This window comes from Streptomyces sp. NPDC054786 (assembly GCF_053611685.1).
This window is the reverse complement of the sequence record NZ_JBSHAW010000020.1, coordinates 57,002-73,787: the sequence shown is the minus strand read 5'-3', so window position 1 is coordinate 73,787 and position 16,786 is coordinate 57,002. Positions and strand designations below refer to the sequence as shown.

The 16,786-nt window shown below is 71.9% G+C and carries 13 protein-coding genes; 3 read left to right on the top strand and 10 right to left on the bottom strand.

From position 1 onward, the window contains the following. Positions 1–58 precede the first annotated feature (58 nt). The 7 genes from ACWGI6_RS18405 to ACWGI6_RS18375 all read right to left on the bottom strand — a co-directional run bounded on the left by ACWGI6_RS18405 (position 59) and on the right by ACWGI6_RS18375 (position 10,338). A complete protein-coding gene (locus tag ACWGI6_RS18405) occupies positions 59–1,180 on the bottom strand; it encodes an NADH:flavin oxidoreductase (protein WP_453268470.1) in 1,122 nt (373 codons plus the stop codon). Between the two features lie 147 nt (positions 1,181–1,327). Beyond that, a complete protein-coding gene (locus ACWGI6_RS18400; protein WP_453268469.1) occupies positions 1,328–2,278 on the bottom strand; it encodes an SDR family NAD(P)-dependent oxidoreductase in 951 nt (316 codons plus the stop codon). A 318-nt stretch (positions 2,279–2,596) separates the two neighbouring features. Beyond that, positions 2,597–3,271, bottom strand: a complete 675-nt coding sequence (locus tag ACWGI6_RS18395) for a DUF5825 family protein (RefSeq protein WP_453268468.1) — start codon at positions 3,269–3,271, stop codon at positions 2,597–2,599. 28 nt (positions 3,272–3,299) lie between these two features. Next, positions 3,300–5,228, bottom strand: coding sequence for a RiPP maturation radical SAM C-methyltransferase (locus ACWGI6_RS18390; RefSeq protein WP_453268467.1), 1,929 nt, complete (start codon positions 5,226–5,228; stop codon positions 3,300–3,302). Between the two features lie 267 nt (positions 5,229–5,495). Next, positions 5,496–7,346 carry an alpha/beta fold hydrolase gene (locus ACWGI6_RS18385; RefSeq protein ID WP_453268466.1) on the bottom strand — a complete coding sequence of 617 codons (1,851 nt, stop codon included), beginning with the start codon at positions 7,344–7,346 and terminating at the stop codon, positions 5,496–5,498. After that, entirely contained in the window at positions 7,343–8,611 is a 1,269-nt protein-coding gene (locus ACWGI6_RS18380; RefSeq protein ID WP_453268465.1) for an MFS transporter, read from the bottom strand. Before ACWGI6_RS18380 ends, ACWGI6_RS18385 begins: the two co-directional genes overlap by 4 nt. A gap of 506 nt (positions 8,612–9,117) precedes the next feature. Next, on the bottom strand, positions 9,118–10,338 hold the full coding sequence (locus ACWGI6_RS18375; protein WP_453268464.1) for a PP2C family protein-serine/threonine phosphatase: 1,221 nt from the start codon (positions 10,336–10,338) through the stop codon (positions 9,118–9,120). Between the two features lie 396 nt (positions 10,339–10,734). Here ACWGI6_RS18375 and ACWGI6_RS18370 point away from each other — a divergent pair, with 396 nt between their 5' ends. After that, the gene (locus ACWGI6_RS18370) at positions 10,735–11,397 is read left to right on the top strand and encodes a TetR/AcrR family transcriptional regulator (RefSeq protein ID WP_453268463.1); all 663 of its coding nucleotides are present in this window, start codon (positions 10,735–10,737) and stop codon (positions 11,395–11,397) included. Here the strand turns inward: ACWGI6_RS18370 and ACWGI6_RS18365 are convergent. After that, on the bottom strand, positions 11,388–12,872 hold the full coding sequence (locus ACWGI6_RS18365) for an LVIVD repeat-containing protein (RefSeq protein WP_453268462.1): 1,485 nt from the start codon (positions 12,870–12,872) through the stop codon (positions 11,388–11,390). The two genes, ACWGI6_RS18370 and ACWGI6_RS18365, sit on opposite strands and share 10 nt — an antisense overlap. A gap of 139 nt (positions 12,873–13,011) precedes the next feature. Here ACWGI6_RS18365 and ACWGI6_RS18360 point away from each other — a divergent pair, with 139 nt between their 5' ends. Further along, a complete protein-coding gene (locus ACWGI6_RS18360) occupies positions 13,012–13,713 on the top strand; it encodes a DUF305 domain-containing protein (RefSeq protein ID WP_453268461.1) in 702 nt (233 codons plus the stop codon). Positions 13,714–13,723: 10 nt separating this feature from the next. Here ACWGI6_RS18360 and ACWGI6_RS18355 read toward each other — a convergent pair whose 3' ends face one another. Continuing rightward, complete coding sequence (locus tag ACWGI6_RS18355; protein ID WP_453268460.1) at positions 13,724–14,749, bottom strand: DUF6214 family protein; 1,026 nt, start codon at positions 14,747–14,749, stop codon at positions 13,724–13,726. 193 nt (positions 14,750–14,942) lie between these two features. On the opposite strand from ACWGI6_RS18355, the gene ACWGI6_RS18350 reads away from it, so the two are divergent. After that, complete coding sequence (locus tag ACWGI6_RS18350) at positions 14,943–16,328, top strand: FAD-dependent oxidoreductase (protein ID WP_453268459.1); 1,386 nt, start codon at positions 14,943–14,945, stop codon at positions 16,326–16,328. 55 nt (positions 16,329–16,383) lie between these two features. Here the strand turns inward: ACWGI6_RS18350 and ACWGI6_RS18345 are convergent, their stop codons facing one another. Further along, positions 16,384–16,755 (bottom strand): ArsR/SmtB family transcription factor, encoded by a 372-nt coding sequence (locus ACWGI6_RS18345; RefSeq protein ID WP_393905954.1) that lies wholly within the window; start codon positions 16,753–16,755, stop codon positions 16,384–16,386. Between the last annotated feature and the right edge of the window lie 31 nt (positions 16,756–16,786).

Genomic DNA, 16,786 nt, shown 5'->3' with positions numbered 1-16,786 from the left:
CCGGTTCGTCAACCGACCAGCCCCGCACCGTGCTACGTCAGCTCGGAGTCCGCAGCCGTCAGCTGAGCGTCCGCAGCATCGAGGGGTCGAACGGCCGGAGTTCGCCGGTGCGACCCGCGAGGACCTTGGCGGCCCACTCCGGGTCGCCGAGCAGGGCCCGTCCGACGGCGACGAGGTCGAACTCGTCACGCTCCAGCCGGTCCAGCAGACGGTCGATGCCGGTGACGGCCGCCTGCTCGCCCCGGAACGCCTCGATGAACTCGTTGTCGAGTCCGACGGAGCCGACGGTGACCGTCGGCCTGCCGGAGAGCTTCTTGACCCACCCGGCGAGGTTGAGGTCCGAGTCCTCGTACTCCGGCAGCCAGTAGCGGCGCGTCGAGCAGTGGAAGGCGCTGACGCCCGCGTCGCTGAGCGGCCCCACGACCGCCTGGAGTTCTTCCGGCGTCTCGGCGAGGCGTGCCTGATAGTTGCCCATCTTCCACTGGGACATCCGGAAGAGGACCGGGAAGTCCGGTGAGACCGCTTCCCGGCAGGCCGCCACGATCTCGGCGGCGAAGCGTGTACGGGCGGTGAGGCTGCCGCCGTACGCGTCGGTGCGCCGGTTCGTGGCCGACCACAGGAACTGGTCGATCAGGTAGCCGTGTGCACCGTGCAGCTCGACTCCGTCGAAGCCGAGACGTTCGGCCGTCGCGGCCGCGTCGGCGAACGCCGCTATGACGTCGTCGAGGTCCTGCCGGGTCATGGCGTGACCGGACGGGTTTCCGTCGAGGGCGAGGCCGGACGGGCCGGAGGGCGGGGCGTCCGGGAACGGCGGCGCGCCTGCCGCGCGGGCCATGCCGACGTGCCACAGCTGCGGCATGATCGTCCCGCCCGCCGCATGCACCGCCTGCACGACGCCCTCCCAGCCGGCGAGTGCGTCCGCTCCGTGGAAACGGGGCACGGCGTCGCTGGTCCCGGCGGCCGCGTGGTCGACGTAGGTGCCCTCGGTGATGATCAAACCGGTCCCGCCGGCGGCACGGCGCGCGTAGTAGTCCGCGACATCGGCACCTGGGACACCGCCCGGCGAGAACTCGCGGGTCATCGGCGCCATGGCTATCCGGTTCGGCACGGTGAGACCGCCCAGGGTGAAGGGGCGGGAGAGCACCTGAGCCGCCCGGGCAGCGGAGTCGCTGGAATGCACTGTGGGTCTCCTAGGACGAGAAGCGGTCGCGGAACGCCGCCGGTGGACGCTCCGCTGTTCGCAACACGCGACAGCGACGCCGTCATCCGCTTCCCGCTGTCGTCTGCGCCACAGTCGTCCCGCAGACGGCTCTGGAGACGAGCTCCCTCACAGAGGACCGAAGGCCGGGTCGACGCCGGTCAGTTCGCAGCTGGCGGACCACAGGCGCGCGGCGGTCGTGACGTCGGCCAGGTGATCCCACAGGGGTTCGGCCCTGGGCCGGCCCCGTAGCCCGAACACCCACGGTCCCCACATCTGGCCGCCTCGCACGTCCGGGTCGAGCACGGCCCGGACGGCGGGCCATGCGCCGGCCTCCTTGCCCTGGACGAGAAGGCCCAGCGGCAGGCCGCACAGCCGCTCGGCGGTGGTGCGGACACGTACCGGCGGGCGTGCGGGAGTGAGGGAGTCCAGCGCGCCGCCGGGATGGACGACCACGCTCAGCGTCGTACTGCCCGCAGCGCGCAGCCGGCGGTCGAGCTCGAAGCCGAAGAGCATCTGGGCCAGCTTCGTGCGCCCGTAGGTGCGCTGGGGCCGGTAGTCGCGGGTGTTCTGGAGATCGTCGAGGTCAAGGCGTTCGGACTTGGCCGCGAAGCTGCCCGTGGTGACGATCCGGCTCCCTGGCGTGGCCGCGAGCACGGGGGCCAGCAGGCTGGTCAGCGCGAAGTGCCCGAGGTGGTTGGTGGCGAACATCAGCTCGTGGCCGTCCTTGGTTTCGCGGCGCGGTGGATGGTCGAGCGCGACCCCGGCGTTGTGGACCACCGCGTCGAGACGGTCCAGCCCCAGCGCGGCCACGGACGTCTTGAGCGAGGCGAGATCGGCCAGGTCCAGCCGCAGATGGCGCACCTCGGCGCCGGGGACACGGGAGCGGATCGAGACGATCGCGGCCTCGGCCTTCGTGGCGTCGCGGCTGCCGAGAACGACCGTGGCCCCGGTGCCGGCGAGTTGCTCGGCGACGAAATACCCGATACCCGCGTTGCCGCCGGTGACCAGGAAGCTCTTGCCCTCGGCGGGAGGCAGCCGGTGCACGTCCCACGGCTGGGGCTTGAGGACGGAGGACATGGCAGGCTCCTTGCGCTCGGGGTGATCTGGCGGCGGCCGGGACTGCGCCTTGATGACGGGTGCCGCCCACGCCGCACGGTCCCAGCGGCCGCCGACACCCCGCCGACAGAACACTGCCGTCGACCGATATGCGGCCGACACGGCACGAGCCCGTCCTCCCCCGCCTCCGTTCCTCGCGGTGGATCCGGCCGACGCGTGAGGGCCGCGACGGACGCGGTCGCCGTCATCGTGGCACTCTCCAATGGATGCGGTGCCACGTGACGGCCCTTGGCCTTCACGGCCGCCAGGCCCCGGCCGTGTCCCTGCGTCCCCGGACACTCAGATGACCATGGCCTCCTGGATCCACCGGTTCACCCGGTACGGCAGCCACCACAGGAGCGGTCCGGTGCGGGAGACCAGCCGTTCCTCCAGGAAGTCGGCGACGATGGCCTCGGGTACGGCCGACAGCGGTGCGCCGTAGGACAGTTGGCCGATCGCCTTCCGGTAGGCGGGCTCGTCCGCGGTGAAGCGGCGCAGGTTGCCCCACCGGCGGTCGCGGATCTGGACGAATCCGGGGCCCTGGCGCCACAGGCACTTGCAGAGGTAGTGCTCGTTGTGCCACCGGGAGAGCGCGGCCGCCTCGTCGGCGGGGCCGGTGAGGGTCCGCGGCGGCTGGAGGTGGCTGAGCTCGCGCCAGCCGTCGCCGGGCTCCGCCGGCAGGCGCAGCTGCCACTGGACCAGCACCGCGCGTGCCGTCAGATCTCGGATCAGGCACAGCCGCCGGACCGCGTACGCGGCGGCATCGGGGTCGTCGACGGCGGTCAGGTCGATCTCCTCGGCGAACCGCGCACGCCGTACCCCCAGCTCCCACAGCCGGGCGGCGTGCTCCTCCGGCGGGCCGGCCAGGTCGAGTTCGCCCAGGCTCATGCCCGGCAGGGTGGCGGCGTCCTCGTCGTAGTCCCGCCATGCGGCGAGCGTCAGTGCCCGGGGTGCGGGGGTGGTGGTGCAGCTCATGGGTGTCTCCTCGTGGGCCGGGCGGCGCTCAGGCGTGGACGACGGCCCGGGGCGCGACCGGCGCCTCCTGCCGGGCGGGCGTGGCGTGGCGGTGGCGCATGAAGTCGAGCCGCAGCAGGTCCTCGTTGACGGCGGCCGGCGCCAGGTGGACGTACTGACCGCCGTCGGTGAAGACCAGCCCGAGCGTCACCCAGTGCTGGAGCAGGGCCTGCACCACAGTCTCGTCGACCGGGTGCTCCGGCAGGCGCGCGGCGAGCTTGCGGGTCAGCGCGGCGGGGGCGTGCGGTTGGTCGAGGAGCCGGAAGGCCGCGAGCTCCAGGGGCCCGGTGAGCTCCATGGCTCCCCAGTCGAAGGCGCGTCTTCGGCTGACGCACACGATGCGGTCACCGAGGTCGGTGTGGGTGAGCCTGCTGTCCGTGTGGTGTTTCCGCCAGGCGCCGAGGGCGTCGTTGAGGGAGGTGACGGTGGGTTCGCCGATACCGCGTTCGGGTGCCTCGAAGACGTAGGCCAGGTCGTGCAGTTCGGACTCGGGCAGGTCGTAGGTGAAGCGGTAGTGCTCCTCGGGCCGCAGACCGGTGAAGCCGAGTTCGGGCCGGTTGAAGTACGGGCTGAAGCGTTCGATGGCGATGCGGGCGGAGAGGTCGACCGGCGGGTCGAGGTGTTCCAGGGCCGGCAACTGGGCGATGACGGGCTCGTAGTCGGCGGCGGTCTCGCCCGGGAAGCCATGAAGGTAGTTCCAGGAGACGGAGAGTCCGGTCTCGGCTCCGTCGCGGAGCATACGGACGTTCTGGCAGCCGCTGACGCCCTTGTCCATCAGGTCGAGCACCCGGCTGTTCAGGCTCTCGATGCCCGGCTGGACGTAGATCATCCCGGCGTCGGCGAGGGTACGCAGCTGGGTCCGGCGCATATTCGCCTTGATCTCGATGTGCAGGCGCAGGTCGTAGCCGCTGTCGATGATGCGGGGCAGAACGGTGTTGAGGTACCCCATGTCGAGGATGTTGTCGACGACGTACATGTCCAGCACGCGATGACGGCGTGCCAGCTCCATGATCTCTTCATAGAAGGTGTCGGGGCTCTTGCTGCGGAACTGCATGAAGGAGCCGTTGAGTCCGCAGAAGGTGCAGTGGTGCTTCTCCCCCCACCAGCAGCCGCGGGCCCCCTCGACGACGAGCTTGGGTTCGACCCAGTTGCGGGCGACGGAGGACGCCAGCCGCTCGAAGTAGCCGCTGTAGTCGGGCGGCAGGATGGTGGCCGGAGGCAGCGGGCTGGTGCTCATCGGGTTGGCGGTGCTGGTGCCGTCGGGGCTTCGGTGGCACAGCCCGGGGACGGCGGACAGGTCACCGCCCTCGTCGAGGGCGGTGAGCAGCTGGGGGAAGGCGGCTTCGCCCTCGCCGCGGACCACGAAGTCCAGGAAGGGGAAGTTGCGGTGGCCGGCGGCGCCCTGTTCGGCGTCGCAGTTGGCTCCGCCCATCACCGTCCTGATGTGCGGGGCGAGGCGTTTGACGTACTTGGCGGCGGCGAGCGCGGCGGTGTTCTGCTGAAAGGTGGAGGTGAAGCCGACGACGTCGGGACCGGCCGCGACGATCCGCTCGGCGGTCTCCTGGACGAATTCCGGTACCACGCGGTGCAGTTCGTGGGACATCCGGATCCGCTCGTCGCGTAACTTGCCGCGCATCGAGGCGCGGAACTCCGGTACCCGCCACTCGGGGTCGTCGTAGAGGGCGGAGGAGAACACCCAGTCGCCGCACCCCATGAAGTACGAGGAGAGCGCATAGAACTGGTAGTCGTCCGCGGTGAACTCGGTGCGCCGGGTGATCCAGTCGGTGAACTCCAGGTTGGCGTGCAGGACATCGGCGTGGCCGGAGGTGCGCTCGTCGACGCTTCGCCGGAGGATTCCGAGTGCGAGGGACGGGAGGTCGATCGGGGACCAGGGCATGTTGACCAGCAGGACGCGCATGTCGGCTCCTCGTAGGCGGCGGGGTGGGGTGGCGGCGGCCGGCGGCCGGCCGGTGACGTGCGGCGGTCCGGCCGGCCCGGGTGGCGCACCGGGCCGGCCGGGGAGGATCAGTCCTCCTCGGTGTCCTCGGCGTTACGGAACGGGACGGTCACCGTGATGCCGATGCCCGGCTTGCGGTTCTCCTCGTCGCCCGCGAGCGGGTCGTTGTGGATGATGTCCTTCTGCATGGCTGGGTCTCCTGTTCTGCCGGTATTGCGGGAATGGGTGTCACATTCCGGGGGGCGCCGGACGGGCCGGTGCTCCCGGAGACCCCGTCCGCCGGGGGACGGGGGGTTCGGTGGGCCGCGGGGTGCGGCAAAGGTGCCGGCCGAGGAATCCCATGGCGCGCTGCAGGGCGGCCACGTGGTGCGCGCCGGTGTAACCGTCGTGGCCGGTGTCCAGCCACAGGGACTCGTGCCCGACGCCGGCCTTCCGCAGGGCGGTGAGGTAGCTGCGGACCTGGCCGGGTGGGCATTTGGCGTCGCGGGTGGCGGCGATCACCAGCAGGGGGGCGCGGAGGGCGGCGGCGTAGTGGAGGGGTGAGCTCCGCGCGTAGCGTTCGGGCACGGCTTCGGGGGTGCCGCCGAACAGCCGCTCGTCCAGGGCACGCAGCGCGGGGGTGCCGGTGCGGTGCGCCGCGGCGCAGTCGGCGACCGGTTTGACGGCGACACCCGCCTGCCAGAGATCCGGCCGGGTGCCGAGTGCGAGCAGCGCCAGGTAGCCGCCCCAGGAGGTGCCCCACAGGCCGATCGCGTCCTTACGGGCCAGGCCGCGGCGGAGCAGGTCGGCCCGGACCGCGACGAGGTCGGCGACCTGGGTGAGCCCGACACCCTCGCCGTACGCGGCGCGCCAGCCGGGGCCGTAGCCGGTGGAACCGCGGTAGTTGACCCGGGCGACCGCGAACCCGGAGGCGACCAGGGAGTGCACCTGCGGGTCGTAGGCGTCGCGGTCGTGGTCGGCGGGGCCGCCGTGCACCAGGAACACCAGCGGGGGCCGTCGGCCGGGGGCCGTGTCGGGTTCGCCGAGCAGGGTGTGCACGGGCCCGTCCGGACCGGGGGTCCAGAGGTCCCGGTGCCGGCCGGGTGCGGGGGCGGGCAGGGCGGGGAGCGCCGGGAGCCGGGTGCCGGCAGTGGAGCGCATCTGGGGCGGGGTGGCCGTGTCGGTCCAGAGGTAGTGCACGTCCTCGCCCGGGTGCGGGGCGGCGTCGAGCAGGGTGCCCGGTGGGCAGGGCACCGGGGTCAGGGTGCGTCGGTCGAGGTCGGCCGCGGTGAGGGCGGAGCGGCCGTGGCGGTCCTGACGGATCAGGACCCGGCGTCCTTCGGGATACCAGCGCGCGGTGATCTCGGTGTCGAAGTGACACCAGTCATGCGGCCGCAGTCCGGCGCCGGGCCGCCAACTGGCCAGCCGGTAGTGGTCGTTGTGCTCCTGGACCAGCAGCAGTTCGGTGGCCGACGGGGACGGCGCGAAGCCGAGCGCCCACAACCGTCCGCCGCGTCCGGAGAGTTGGCCGAGGTCCGCCCCGGAGCAGGTCATCAGGGTGACCGCACGGTCGGATCCGGCCGCCCCCGACAGCGCCAGCAGCCCGCCCGACGGCGAGATGCCGGTCAGCAGCGAATGGCCGTCGACGGTCCGCACCGGCCGGGCCGGGCCGCCCGGTGTGCCGAGGTGGACGGTCGTCCCGCGGCCGTCCCCGAGGCCGATGGCCACGGTGCCGGCGTCGCTGAGGGCGAGGCCGCACGGGAGGCCCGGTCGCAGGCCGGCCAGGCCGGGGAGCCGCGGTCCGCCCTCGAAGTCCTGGAAGTGCCAGAGCCCGAGGCCGCTGCGGTCCTCGGCGAACCACCACACCCGGGCATCCGCGTCGAGTGCGCAGTGCACCGTGCCGTCCGGGCTGTCGGTGACCTGGCGCGCGGTGCCGGTGGCGGCGTTCCAGGTGAAGATCTCGCAGCGGCCGTCGGCGTCCGCGGCCAGGGCCATACGTGCCGGATCGCGCGGGCAGACCTCGGGGAGCGCCGGCCGGTAGACCCGGAAGCCGGTGGCGTGGGGCGGCGGTACGGCGGTACCTGTCGCGGTCGCACTCATGCGGTCTCCTCCCCCGTTCCGCGGGTGAACTGCGGTGCCACACAGGTCGCGTACAGCGCGAGCAGGGCCAGCAGCACCGCACAGCCCGTGAGGGTGGCACCGGCCCCGGCCCGGTCGGCGGACAGCCCGGCGAGGGCCGGGGCCAGGGCCGCTGCCGCGCCCGACGCGGTGGCCAGGAGGATGCCGGTGCGGGCCTGCAGCCCGGGTGGTGTGAGGTGCAGGATCCGGGCCTGCAGCGCCACGGTGGCCGACGGCGTCAGGAAGCAGAGGAGCCCGAGGAGCAGACCGAACTGCCAGGCGTCACGGGCCAGCGCCAGGGCCGCGGCGGGCGGCACCAGCAGCCAGGACACCGGCACCAGCACTTTCGCCGCGGAGTGCCGGCGAGCCAGCCGGGGTGCCGCCAGCGCGCCGGCCAGGCCGGCCGCCCCGGACAGCGCGAGGACCAGGCCCAGCGGGGCCGCGCCCCGGCCATGGTCCTGGAGGGCGAAGACCGTCGTGTAATACAGCGCGACCAGCAGGGCGTTGACGGCCGAGAGCCAGACGAGCACCAGCCGCAGGAAGGGTTCCCGGCGGAGCAACGCCACTCCTGCCCCGGCCTCGGTGAGCAGGGCGCGCCAGGTCCGGCAGGTGCCGGCCGGTGGCCGCTGCTCCCGCGACGGGGACAGATCGGAGCGCATGGCACGGATGCCGCCCGCCGCGACGGCGTACGACAGGGCGTCCACGAAGAACGGCAGCCAGGCGCCGGCGGCGAAGAGCAGCCCGCCCAGCGCGGGCCCGACGACGAGGGCACCCCGTTCCCCCGCCTGTAATCGGGACAGGACCCGCCGGTGCTGCTGCGGGGGACACACCAGAGCAACGGTGCCCAGCGACGCCGCCTCGTAGCAGGCGGTCGCGCACCGCTCGACGAGCACGGCGGCGAGGAGCACGGCCAACGGAACCGGGCCCACGGCGACGGCCACGGTGACACCGCTCATCGCCACGGCGGACACCAGCGCGGCGCCCACCATCACCTGCTTGCGTGCCCCGCGGTCTGCGGGCACGGCGGCGAGCGGGCCGAGCACCAGTGTGGCGGCCGCGGAGAGCCCGGCGATGGCGCCGACCTCCGCGGGGGAACGGCCGAGACTCAGGAGCAGCAGCGGCAGAACGAACCCGGACGTCTGACTGCCGAGTGCGTCGCAGGTGCCCGCCCACCAGAAGAGCCGGACGTCGCGGGGGGCGTGCGGCAGGGGGACGGCGGTTGCCGGCGCCGGAGCGGAGTGCGTCATCAGGGACGGCCCGGGACCGGTCTCGCGGTGCCGCGAGCGGTGCCGCGAGCGGTGCCGCGAGCGGTGCCGCCGGGCGCCTTCCCTGCCGGGTCACTCACCGGACGGTTTGCCGGAGGGTTCGCCGGCCCACTCCGGGAGGACGCCGACGGTAAACCGTGCGGTGAGTCGTCTCCGCGCGGGGTCGCTGATCGCCGTTCCATGCGAAGCCACCTCAGGTTTGTGGGCAGATCGTGAAGATCGACCGCACCAATAGGTCAACTTGCGGAGGAAATGTGCCGGAAGCGTGCTGGAGCTTAACCAGCCAGCGACACAGGCCACAAGATGTCGGGCGCCGAACATCTGCGGCCGGCACGCCACGCCCGGATTCATGCTGCTTGGACGGGGATGCCCGGATGCTGGGCGCCCGGTTGACGCTTTTCCGGTGCGGACTGGCGCGTCCGTCCTCCGCGTGACACAAGCGGGGCAACGCGGCAACAGGGCAGTTCCTGCCGGTCCGGTTCCGCCTCCTACCGGCTCCCGGTGTCGCGTCCCGGCTCAGGGCCGGGGAAGGGGCGAGCCTCCGGCGTGGGCCGGCGCCGGCCGTCGTGGGGATGGCCCGTGAGATGCGGCAGGTGGTGGGACGGAACGCGTTCGATGACCAAGAGGGCCGCGTCATCGGCGAGTTGCTCGCCGGTGTGGGCGAGCAGGTCGCGGTGAATGTGGTGCAGCAGGGCGTCGGCGCTGGAAGTGGGGAAGAAGGCGACCCGTTCGGCGAGCGGGTAGAAGGCTCCGGTGGGCGAACGGGCTTCGATGACCCCGTCGGTGTAGAGCAGAAGAATGTCGCCGGCTTCGAAAGTGAACGGGTCGGTGCTGCGGAGCGGGACGGGCAGTTCGCACATGCCCAAGGGGGGTGCGGGGTGGCGTGCGTGCAGGACCGTGACCTGGTGATCGTGCAACAACAACGGTGGCGGATGGCCGCAGTTGATCATTTCGGCCCGTGGGCCGTGGTCGGAGATCTCGGCGATGAGGGTGGTGATGAAGTGCTCGCCCGGGTCGTGCTCGGTGTCGGCGACTTCGTCCAGGTTCCGGCAGACGCTGTCCTCCAGGGCACCCGCCAAGTCGGGCAGGGAGGCATACCGGTGAGCCCCCTCACGGAACGCGCTCAGCACGACCGATGCCTCACCGATGGAGGACAGCCCCTTGCCCCGGACGTCACCGATGATCACCCGGGTGCGGGGACGGGCGGCACGGGCGACCGCGAACAGATCGCCCCCGATCTGCGATTCGTCCTCGGCGGCCAGATACAGCCAGGCCACCCGCAGCGGCCCGATCCGGCGGGGCGGAGGCCGCAGCAGAACCCGCTGCGCCGCCTCGGACACCGACCGCACCCGGCTCAGCTCCCGGCTGCGCCGCTCCCGCGCGCGGCAGAAGAAGACGATCAGTGTGGAGAGCACGGCCAGGGCGATGATCTGCGCCACGTGGTTGCTGGTGGTCAGCCCCCCGTGGAACACCGCGATAAAGACCTGCGCGGCCACGGCCAGGGCCCCGACCAGGGCGGTCAGCCCGGGTCCGCCGATGGAGGCGGTCAGCGCCGGCGCGATGACCAGCAGCGGACCCAAATGGATATTCGCCGGGGAGTGCAGGTCCGTCACGGTGATCGCCACAATCAGGCCGAGCGGAACCGCCACCAGCCCACGACCCGATGGCTGCTCAAGGAGGCGATCCACAGACAGGCGACGGAAGCCCACGTGTCGTATTTTACCGCCCTTGTCGGCAGCGATCCGCCGTCGCCCAGCCCCGGGCAACACGGTGGGACACGGCTCCTGAGCTGCGCGAATGCTGTACACACAGGCCGGACCTCGCGCTCGGCGGCCATGGCCCGGCCACGTCAGGGAGTCCACTAGAGGACGATCAGAGGCGGCGGGAGGTGAGCGAACCCGCACCGCGCCGTGCGCCGGGGCCGGCCTCATGACCTGCCAAGAAGACGCAGGCCGCGAGGCCAACCCCGGCCTCGTTCACGCCCGATTCGGGCGATCCCCCGCGTCGCCCGAATCGGGCAGCTTGACCGGATTCCACCCAAGGACGGATATCCAGAGTTGTACAGAGTATATTGGCCCTGAGCCAGTCAACGCAGGAGTTACAGGATGTCCCCCCGCAGCGCATCGGTCAATGAAGAATTGCGGCGGCGGTCCCGCGAGCGGCTGCTGCAGGCGACGGTCGAGCTGGTGGGAGAGCGCGGCTACGAGGCGACGACGCTCGGGGACATCGCCCATCGGGCGGGGGCGGCGCGGGGGCTCGTCTCGTACTACTTCCCCGGCAAGCGTCAGCTGCTCCAGTCCGCCGTGCACCGTCTGATGCATCTCACGCTGCAGGCCGCCCTGGAGCGCGCGCCACGGCCGAGCGGGCCGGACGCGGGGCGCGAGCTGATGGCTCGGGCCATCGACGCGATCCTGGGGCTTGCGCGCGATCACCCGCTGCTGATGCGGACGCATATGGCGGGAATACTGACGGCCGACGGATTCATCCAGTGCCCCGAGCAGCAACGGCTGGCCCAGCTGCTGCGGGAGACGGTCGTGGCGTACGGCTCCTCGGATCCCGATGCCGACTATCCGCTGTTGCGTGCGCTGCTGATGGGATCGGTGGTGGCGATGCTGCTGCCGGGAGCGCCGATGCCGGGCGGGCGACTGCGCGCCGAGCTGTTCCAACGGTACGGACTGGCCTGGGAGTTGGGGGTCCCGCCGGGCGAGGAGCCGCCCGGCGGAACCGCCGACGCGCAGAGCGGTGCAGGAGCGACCGGTCAGCGGTAGTCGGGCTGGGTCTGGACGTTGAGTTCCCGCATCCGTACGGACTCGGCGCTGTCCGTGCGGCGGTCATCGATGCTGAGGACGTCGAAGCCCTTGGCGATGTCGTTGGAGTAGATGTGGCCGTTGTAGTAGTACGCGGACCACGCGCCGCCGGTGACCAGTGAGTCCGTGGAGAGCGGGCCGCGCTCGAAGTAGCCGATCTCCTTCGGGTGTGCGGAGTCGGTGAAGTCCCAGACCGAGACGCCACCCTGGTACCACGCCTGGACCATGATGTCGCGGTTCCTGGCCGGGATCAGCGAGCCGTTGTGGGCGACACAGTTCTCGGTGTCGGCCTGGTGGCGCGGGATCTTGTAGTAGCTCTTGAAGACCAGCTTGCGGTGGGTGCCCTTGCCGGCGATGTCGTAGATCCCGTCGGCGCCGCGGTTCGGTCCGGTCTTCTCGTTGCAGGTGGCCGCTCCGCCGCCGCCCAGCTCGTCGGTGAACACCACCTTGTTTCCCCGCTCGTTGAAGGTCGCGGAGTGCCAGAAGGCGAAGTTGACGTTGTCCTCGACCCGGTCGATGACCTTGGGCGCGGCCGGGTTCGCGATGTCCAGAAGGATGCCGTCGCCCATGCAGGCGCCCGCGGCCAGTTTCAGCTTCGGGAAGGTGGTGATGTCGTGGCAGCCGGTGGTCTGCGAGACGCCGGGGTTGGTGGTGCCGCCGGGGTTGCCGCCGTCCGGGAAGAGGACGGGGAAGTCGATGACGGCGGCCTTTTCGGGCGCGGAACGCGGCACCTTGATGACGGAGATGCCGTCGTGCGGCGGCCGGCAGTCGGGGAAGGTCTCGCTGGGCGAGTAGGACGAGACGTAGACGTAGACGTCGCGGCGCTCGGGGACCAGCGTATGGGTGTGGGAACCGCAGGCGGTCTCGACGGCGGCGACGTACCTGGGGTTCTTCTTGTCGCTGATGTCGAAGATCTTCATGCCCTCCCAGGAGGACTTCTCCGTCGCGGGCTGTGCGGCGCTGTGACAGGAGTTGTCACTGCGCGAGGAATCCGTGGACAGGAAGAGCAGATTCCCGGACACCGAGACGTCGTTCTGTGAACCGGGACAGAGCACCTGGCTCACGGCCCTGGGCGCCTTGGGCCGGGAGATGTCATAGATCACGAAGCCGTCGTAGTTGCCGGCGAAGGCGTACTTCCCCTGGAAGGCGAGATCGGAGTTGGTGCCCTGGAGTGCCTGCTTGGGGATGTTCGTCAGATGACGGACGTTGGCGCTGTGGACCACCTCGTCCACGCCGGGTATGTCGCCGTTCTTGATCGCGTCCCGGGTGTCCGCCTCCTGGCTGCGGCTCATCTCCCGGGCCGCGGAGGGGTGGTCGCCGGGGTCGGGGGTTGCGGCCGCCGGTCCGGCCACGAGGAGGGAAGCGGCGAGCCCGAAGGCCGCAGCCACCGCTCCGAGGGGTCTGCGCCGCACGCGGGGTCTGTGCAACGACGTCACGAGGACCTCCCTGAAGTCCGTTCCGATGTGAACGGTTCTTGGCCCCGGTAGTATCGCGCTGCTCATGTACATATCAATAGAAGGCAATGAAGCCGTAACGCCCGAGTGGGGCAGGTAATGACCGGGCAAGCCCCGGCGGATGGTTCCGACGGACAGGAGTGTGCGTGCGTTGAAGCGTCCCAGGAGAGTGAACGTCCTCGTCGCGGCCGGCTGCGGACTGGCCATCTCCCTTGCCCTGAACGGCTGTTCATCCGGCGACGACACCGAGGCGACCCGGGCCGGGGCACCGAAAGTGGTGGCACCGGGCAAGCCGGGTGAACCGGCCCAGACCCTCACCGTTGACGAGGCCAGGAAGGCGCGTGGCGAAGACTCCCCCAACTCCGCCGACTTCGACTACGTCCAGATGATGATCCCGCACCATCGGCAGGCGTTGGTGATGACGGGCCTGGCCGAGCGGTACGCCCACGCCGGGCGGGTCGGGCGGCTGGCCGAGCGGATCGCCGCGGCCCAGGGGCCCGAAATCGGCGCCATGGAAGGCTGGTTGAGCGGCTTCGGCGGACCGCGCACGGTGGGCGGGCACCACCATCACGGGGAGATGCCCGGAATGGCGACCACGGCCCAATTGGGCCAGTTGCGGGCGGCGCGTGGCGAGAAGTTCGACGCGCTCTTCCTGAAGTTGATGATCGCGCACCACCAGGGTGCGGTCTCCATGGCCACGGACCTGCTCTCCGAGGGCAGGAACACGCTCGCTCAGGAGATGGCGAACGATGTCATCGCGCAGCAGAGCGCCGAGATCGGACGGATGCAGCGCATGCGGGCGGACACCGGGCAGGCGCCCTGACGGTTGCCGGTCAGCGCTTGTTGTGACGCGGCGTCAGGAGCCCCGCGTCCCGGGCACCGGCGATCAGGCGTAGCGACCTTCGGCGGTTACGGCCGGTGGCGAGCATGACGGCCAGCACCGGATCGCCCCCCTCCCGCTGGGCCTGGCGGTACGCGTCAGCGGCGATCCTGCGGCGCTCGCCGCCCCGCGACCGGGCGAGGACGGCGGAGCGGGCACGCTCGGGCGGCGGGGCCGAAGCGGACGGCGTCGACGAGTCGGACGACGCCGACGGCTCGGTCGGCGCCGATGACGCGGAGACCGGGGCAGGAGTGGACGACGTGGGCGACGCGGACGGGGCGAGCGAGGCGGAAGGGGCGGAGGGCGGTTCGGTGGGCCCTCCGGCCGGCCGCCCGGCGGACGGATCGGCAAGGTGGCCGGTGCCGGTGCCCGTGTCCGCCCGGTGGAGTGCGCCGTCTCCCCGGACGGTGCCCGTCGCAGCCGTCGGCCCCTCCCCCGGCGCGGCCGCCCCCTGGGCCGCAGGCGCCACGCGCTCCCCTGCTGCCGCCCCCGTTCCGGAACCCGTCGATTCCGGTTCCGGAACGCGTCCCGTCGTCGGCTTGGGTGCCGCGCCCCTCACCGTCGCCGTGGCCTGCCCGCTCCGCGGCCTTCCGCCCCGCTCCGGTGCGGCGGCCACCGGGCCGGGCTGCCGGGGCGCGGGCCGCGTCCTCCGCGGCCGCCCGGTGGCCGCCCGGAAGGCGTCGTCCAGCGGGCCTTCGATCCAGCGGGCCAGGTCGGTGAGGCCGGCGAGGGTCAGCGGCGGGTCGGCCCGTACGTCCTCGACGGTGATGTGGTCGTCGGAGACCGTCACGAGGACATCGACCCGGGCGCCGTCGGCGAACGTCAGCCGGGCGCTGCACCAGGGGCCCAGCGGATCGAGCCGGGGCAGCGGGCATCCGGGGCCGTGGGATCCGGATGGATCGTCCGGGGCGGCGGGGTCGGGGGCGAGAGCGGGCGCGGCCGAGCCGTGCGCCCGCAGCTCCCACGTGGGCCACTCCAATGGCGCGCCCTGGGCTTCATATCGGTGATTAACGGTATAAAAGTCACTTTCCGACACATTGAAAACCTAGCCCCCCGCTCACCCGGCCCAGTAGCGCGGCACGCTCATCCCACCGGGAGCAACCCCGATAGCGCATCTCCCGTCGCGCGCCTGCCGGTGCGATCCTGGGGGTATCCCGCGGAAGGGGCCACTCGTGCTTCGTGTCGCAGTGATCGGTTCTGGACCCAGCGGCGTCTACACCGCCCAGTCCCTGATCGAGCAGCAGACCGTACCGGACATCGAGGTGTACGTCCTGGATCGGCTGCCCTGCCCGTACGGTCTGGTGCGCTACGGCGTCGCGCCGGACCACGAGAAGATCAAATCGCTGCAGAACAATCTGCGGACGGTGCTGGAGCACCCCAGGGTGCGCTTCCTGGGGAACGTCGAGGTGGGGGCGGCGGGGCTGGGCGTCGAGGAGCTGCGGGAGATCTTCGATGCGGTGGTGTTCTGTGTGGGTGCCGCCACCGACCGGCATCTGGGCATCCCCGGTGAGGAGCTGCCCGGCAGCCATCCGGCGACCGAGTTCGTCGCCTGGTACAGCGCACACCCGGATGCGGCCGCCGTCCGATTCACCCTCGCGGCGCGGTCCGCCCTCGTGATCGGCGTGGGGAATGTGGCGGTGGACGTGGCGCGGATGCTGTCCCGCGGTGCCGCCGAGCTTGCCGCTACCGATATGCCGCAGGGTCCGCTCGGCGCGCTCGCGGACAGCAGCGTCGAGGACGTCTGGATGGTCGGCAGACGCGGCCCCTCCCAGGCCAAGTTCACCACCAAGGAGCTACGGGAACTGGGCTCCCTTCCGGATACCGAGGTGCTCGTACGGCCCGAGGAGCTGGCGCTGGATCCGGCGTTCCGGGATCCGGGCGGGCTGCCTGCGGCGGGGCGGCGGAATGTCGAGGTGCTGCGCGGCTGGGCGGAGCGGGCGGCGGCCGCCCCGGCAGACCTGGACGCGGGGGCCGCCGGACGGGGGCACCGCATTCATCTGCGGTTCTTCCTGCGACCGGTCGAGGTGCTCGGGGATGCCGGCGGGGTGCGCGCGGTCCGGTTCGAACGGACGGCGCCCGACGGGCACGGCGGGGTGACGGGGACCGGCGAATTCGAGGACATCGAGGGGCAGTTGGTGCTGCGTTCGGTCGGCTACCGGGGGACGCCGCAGCCCGGCCTGCCGTTCGACGGGACGACCGGGACGGTGCCGCACCAGGCCGGGCGGGTGCTGCAGGACGGGACGCCGCTGCCCGGCGTGTACGTGGCGGGCTGGATCAAGCGGGGGCCCACGGGCGTGATCGGCACCAACCGGCCGTGCGCCAAGGAGACCGCGCGGTCGCTGCTGGCGGATGCCGCCACCCTGACGGAGCGCGGCGCGGCCGAGGACCCGGTGGCCGCGCTGACCCGGGCGGGGCAGCGGCCGGTCCCGTGGCCGGGCTGGCTGGCCATCGAGGCCGCCGAGGCGGAGTGGGGCCGCGGGCTGGGGCGTGGCACCGTCAAACTGCCGGACTGGGCAGGGCTGTTGGACGCGGCGCGCGGCGCGGAAGTGACCCGCTGAATCCGCGGGCGGGCCGGGGCGCCGGGCTCCGGTCCGCCGGCCCGGGGCGGCCCGGTCACTCCTCCCCGAGGCGGTCGGCCTGCAGATCCGCCGCCCGGAGCACATCGTCGATCAGACCGGGGAAGAGCGCTTCCAGATCGGCCCGGCGCAGCCCGTTCATCTTGGCCGTGCCCCGGTAGAGCTGCTGGATGACGCCGTTCTCGCGCAGCACCCTGAAGTGGTGGGTGCAGGTCGACTTGCTGACCGGGAGTTCGACGTCCGCGCAGTTCAGCTCGCCCTCGGCGGCCGCCAGTGCGCAGACGATCCGCAGTCGCACCGGGTCGGCGAGCGCATGCAGTACGTCGGCCAGCCGGATGTCCTCACGGGCCGGGTGCTCCAGCGACCGGGAGCCCGAAGGAGCCCGCGTGGAGGTCGTTTCGGTCGGCATGACGGCTCCTGACTCATTCTGCGGGGCTCGG

What these genes read in the sequence shown, in the direction of transcription:
- ACWGI6_RS18390 (WP_453268467.1), bottom strand. Translation starts at nt 5,228, where the DNA reads ATGCGCGTCCTGCTGGTCAACATGCCCTGGTCCCCGATCGACCTCCCG.
- ACWGI6_RS18395 (WP_453268468.1), bottom strand. Translation starts at nt 3,271, where the DNA reads ATGAGCTGCACCACCACCCCCGCACCCCGGGCACTGACGCTCGCCGCA.
- ACWGI6_RS18345 (WP_393905954.1), bottom strand. Translation starts at nt 16,755, where the DNA reads ATGCCGACCGAAACGACCTCCACGCGGGCTCCTTCGGGCTCCCGGTCG.
- ACWGI6_RS18400 (WP_453268469.1), bottom strand. Translation starts at nt 2,278, where the DNA reads ATGTCCTCCGTCCTCAAGCCCCAGCCGTGGGACGTGCACCGGCTGCCT.
- ACWGI6_RS18360 (WP_453268461.1), top strand. Translation starts at nt 13,012, where the DNA reads ATGGTTCCGACGGACAGGAGTGTGCGTGCGTTGAAGCGTCCCAGGAGA.
- ACWGI6_RS18380 (WP_453268465.1), bottom strand. Translation starts at nt 8,611, where the DNA reads ATGACGCACTCCGCTCCGGCGCCGGCAACCGCCGTCCCCCTGCCGCAC.
- ACWGI6_RS18370 (WP_453268463.1), top strand. Translation starts at nt 10,735, where the DNA reads ATGTCCCCCCGCAGCGCATCGGTCAATGAAGAATTGCGGCGGCGGTCC.
- ACWGI6_RS18385 (WP_453268466.1), bottom strand. Translation starts at nt 7,346, where the DNA reads ATGAGTGCGACCGCGACAGGTACCGCCGTACCGCCGCCCCACGCCACC.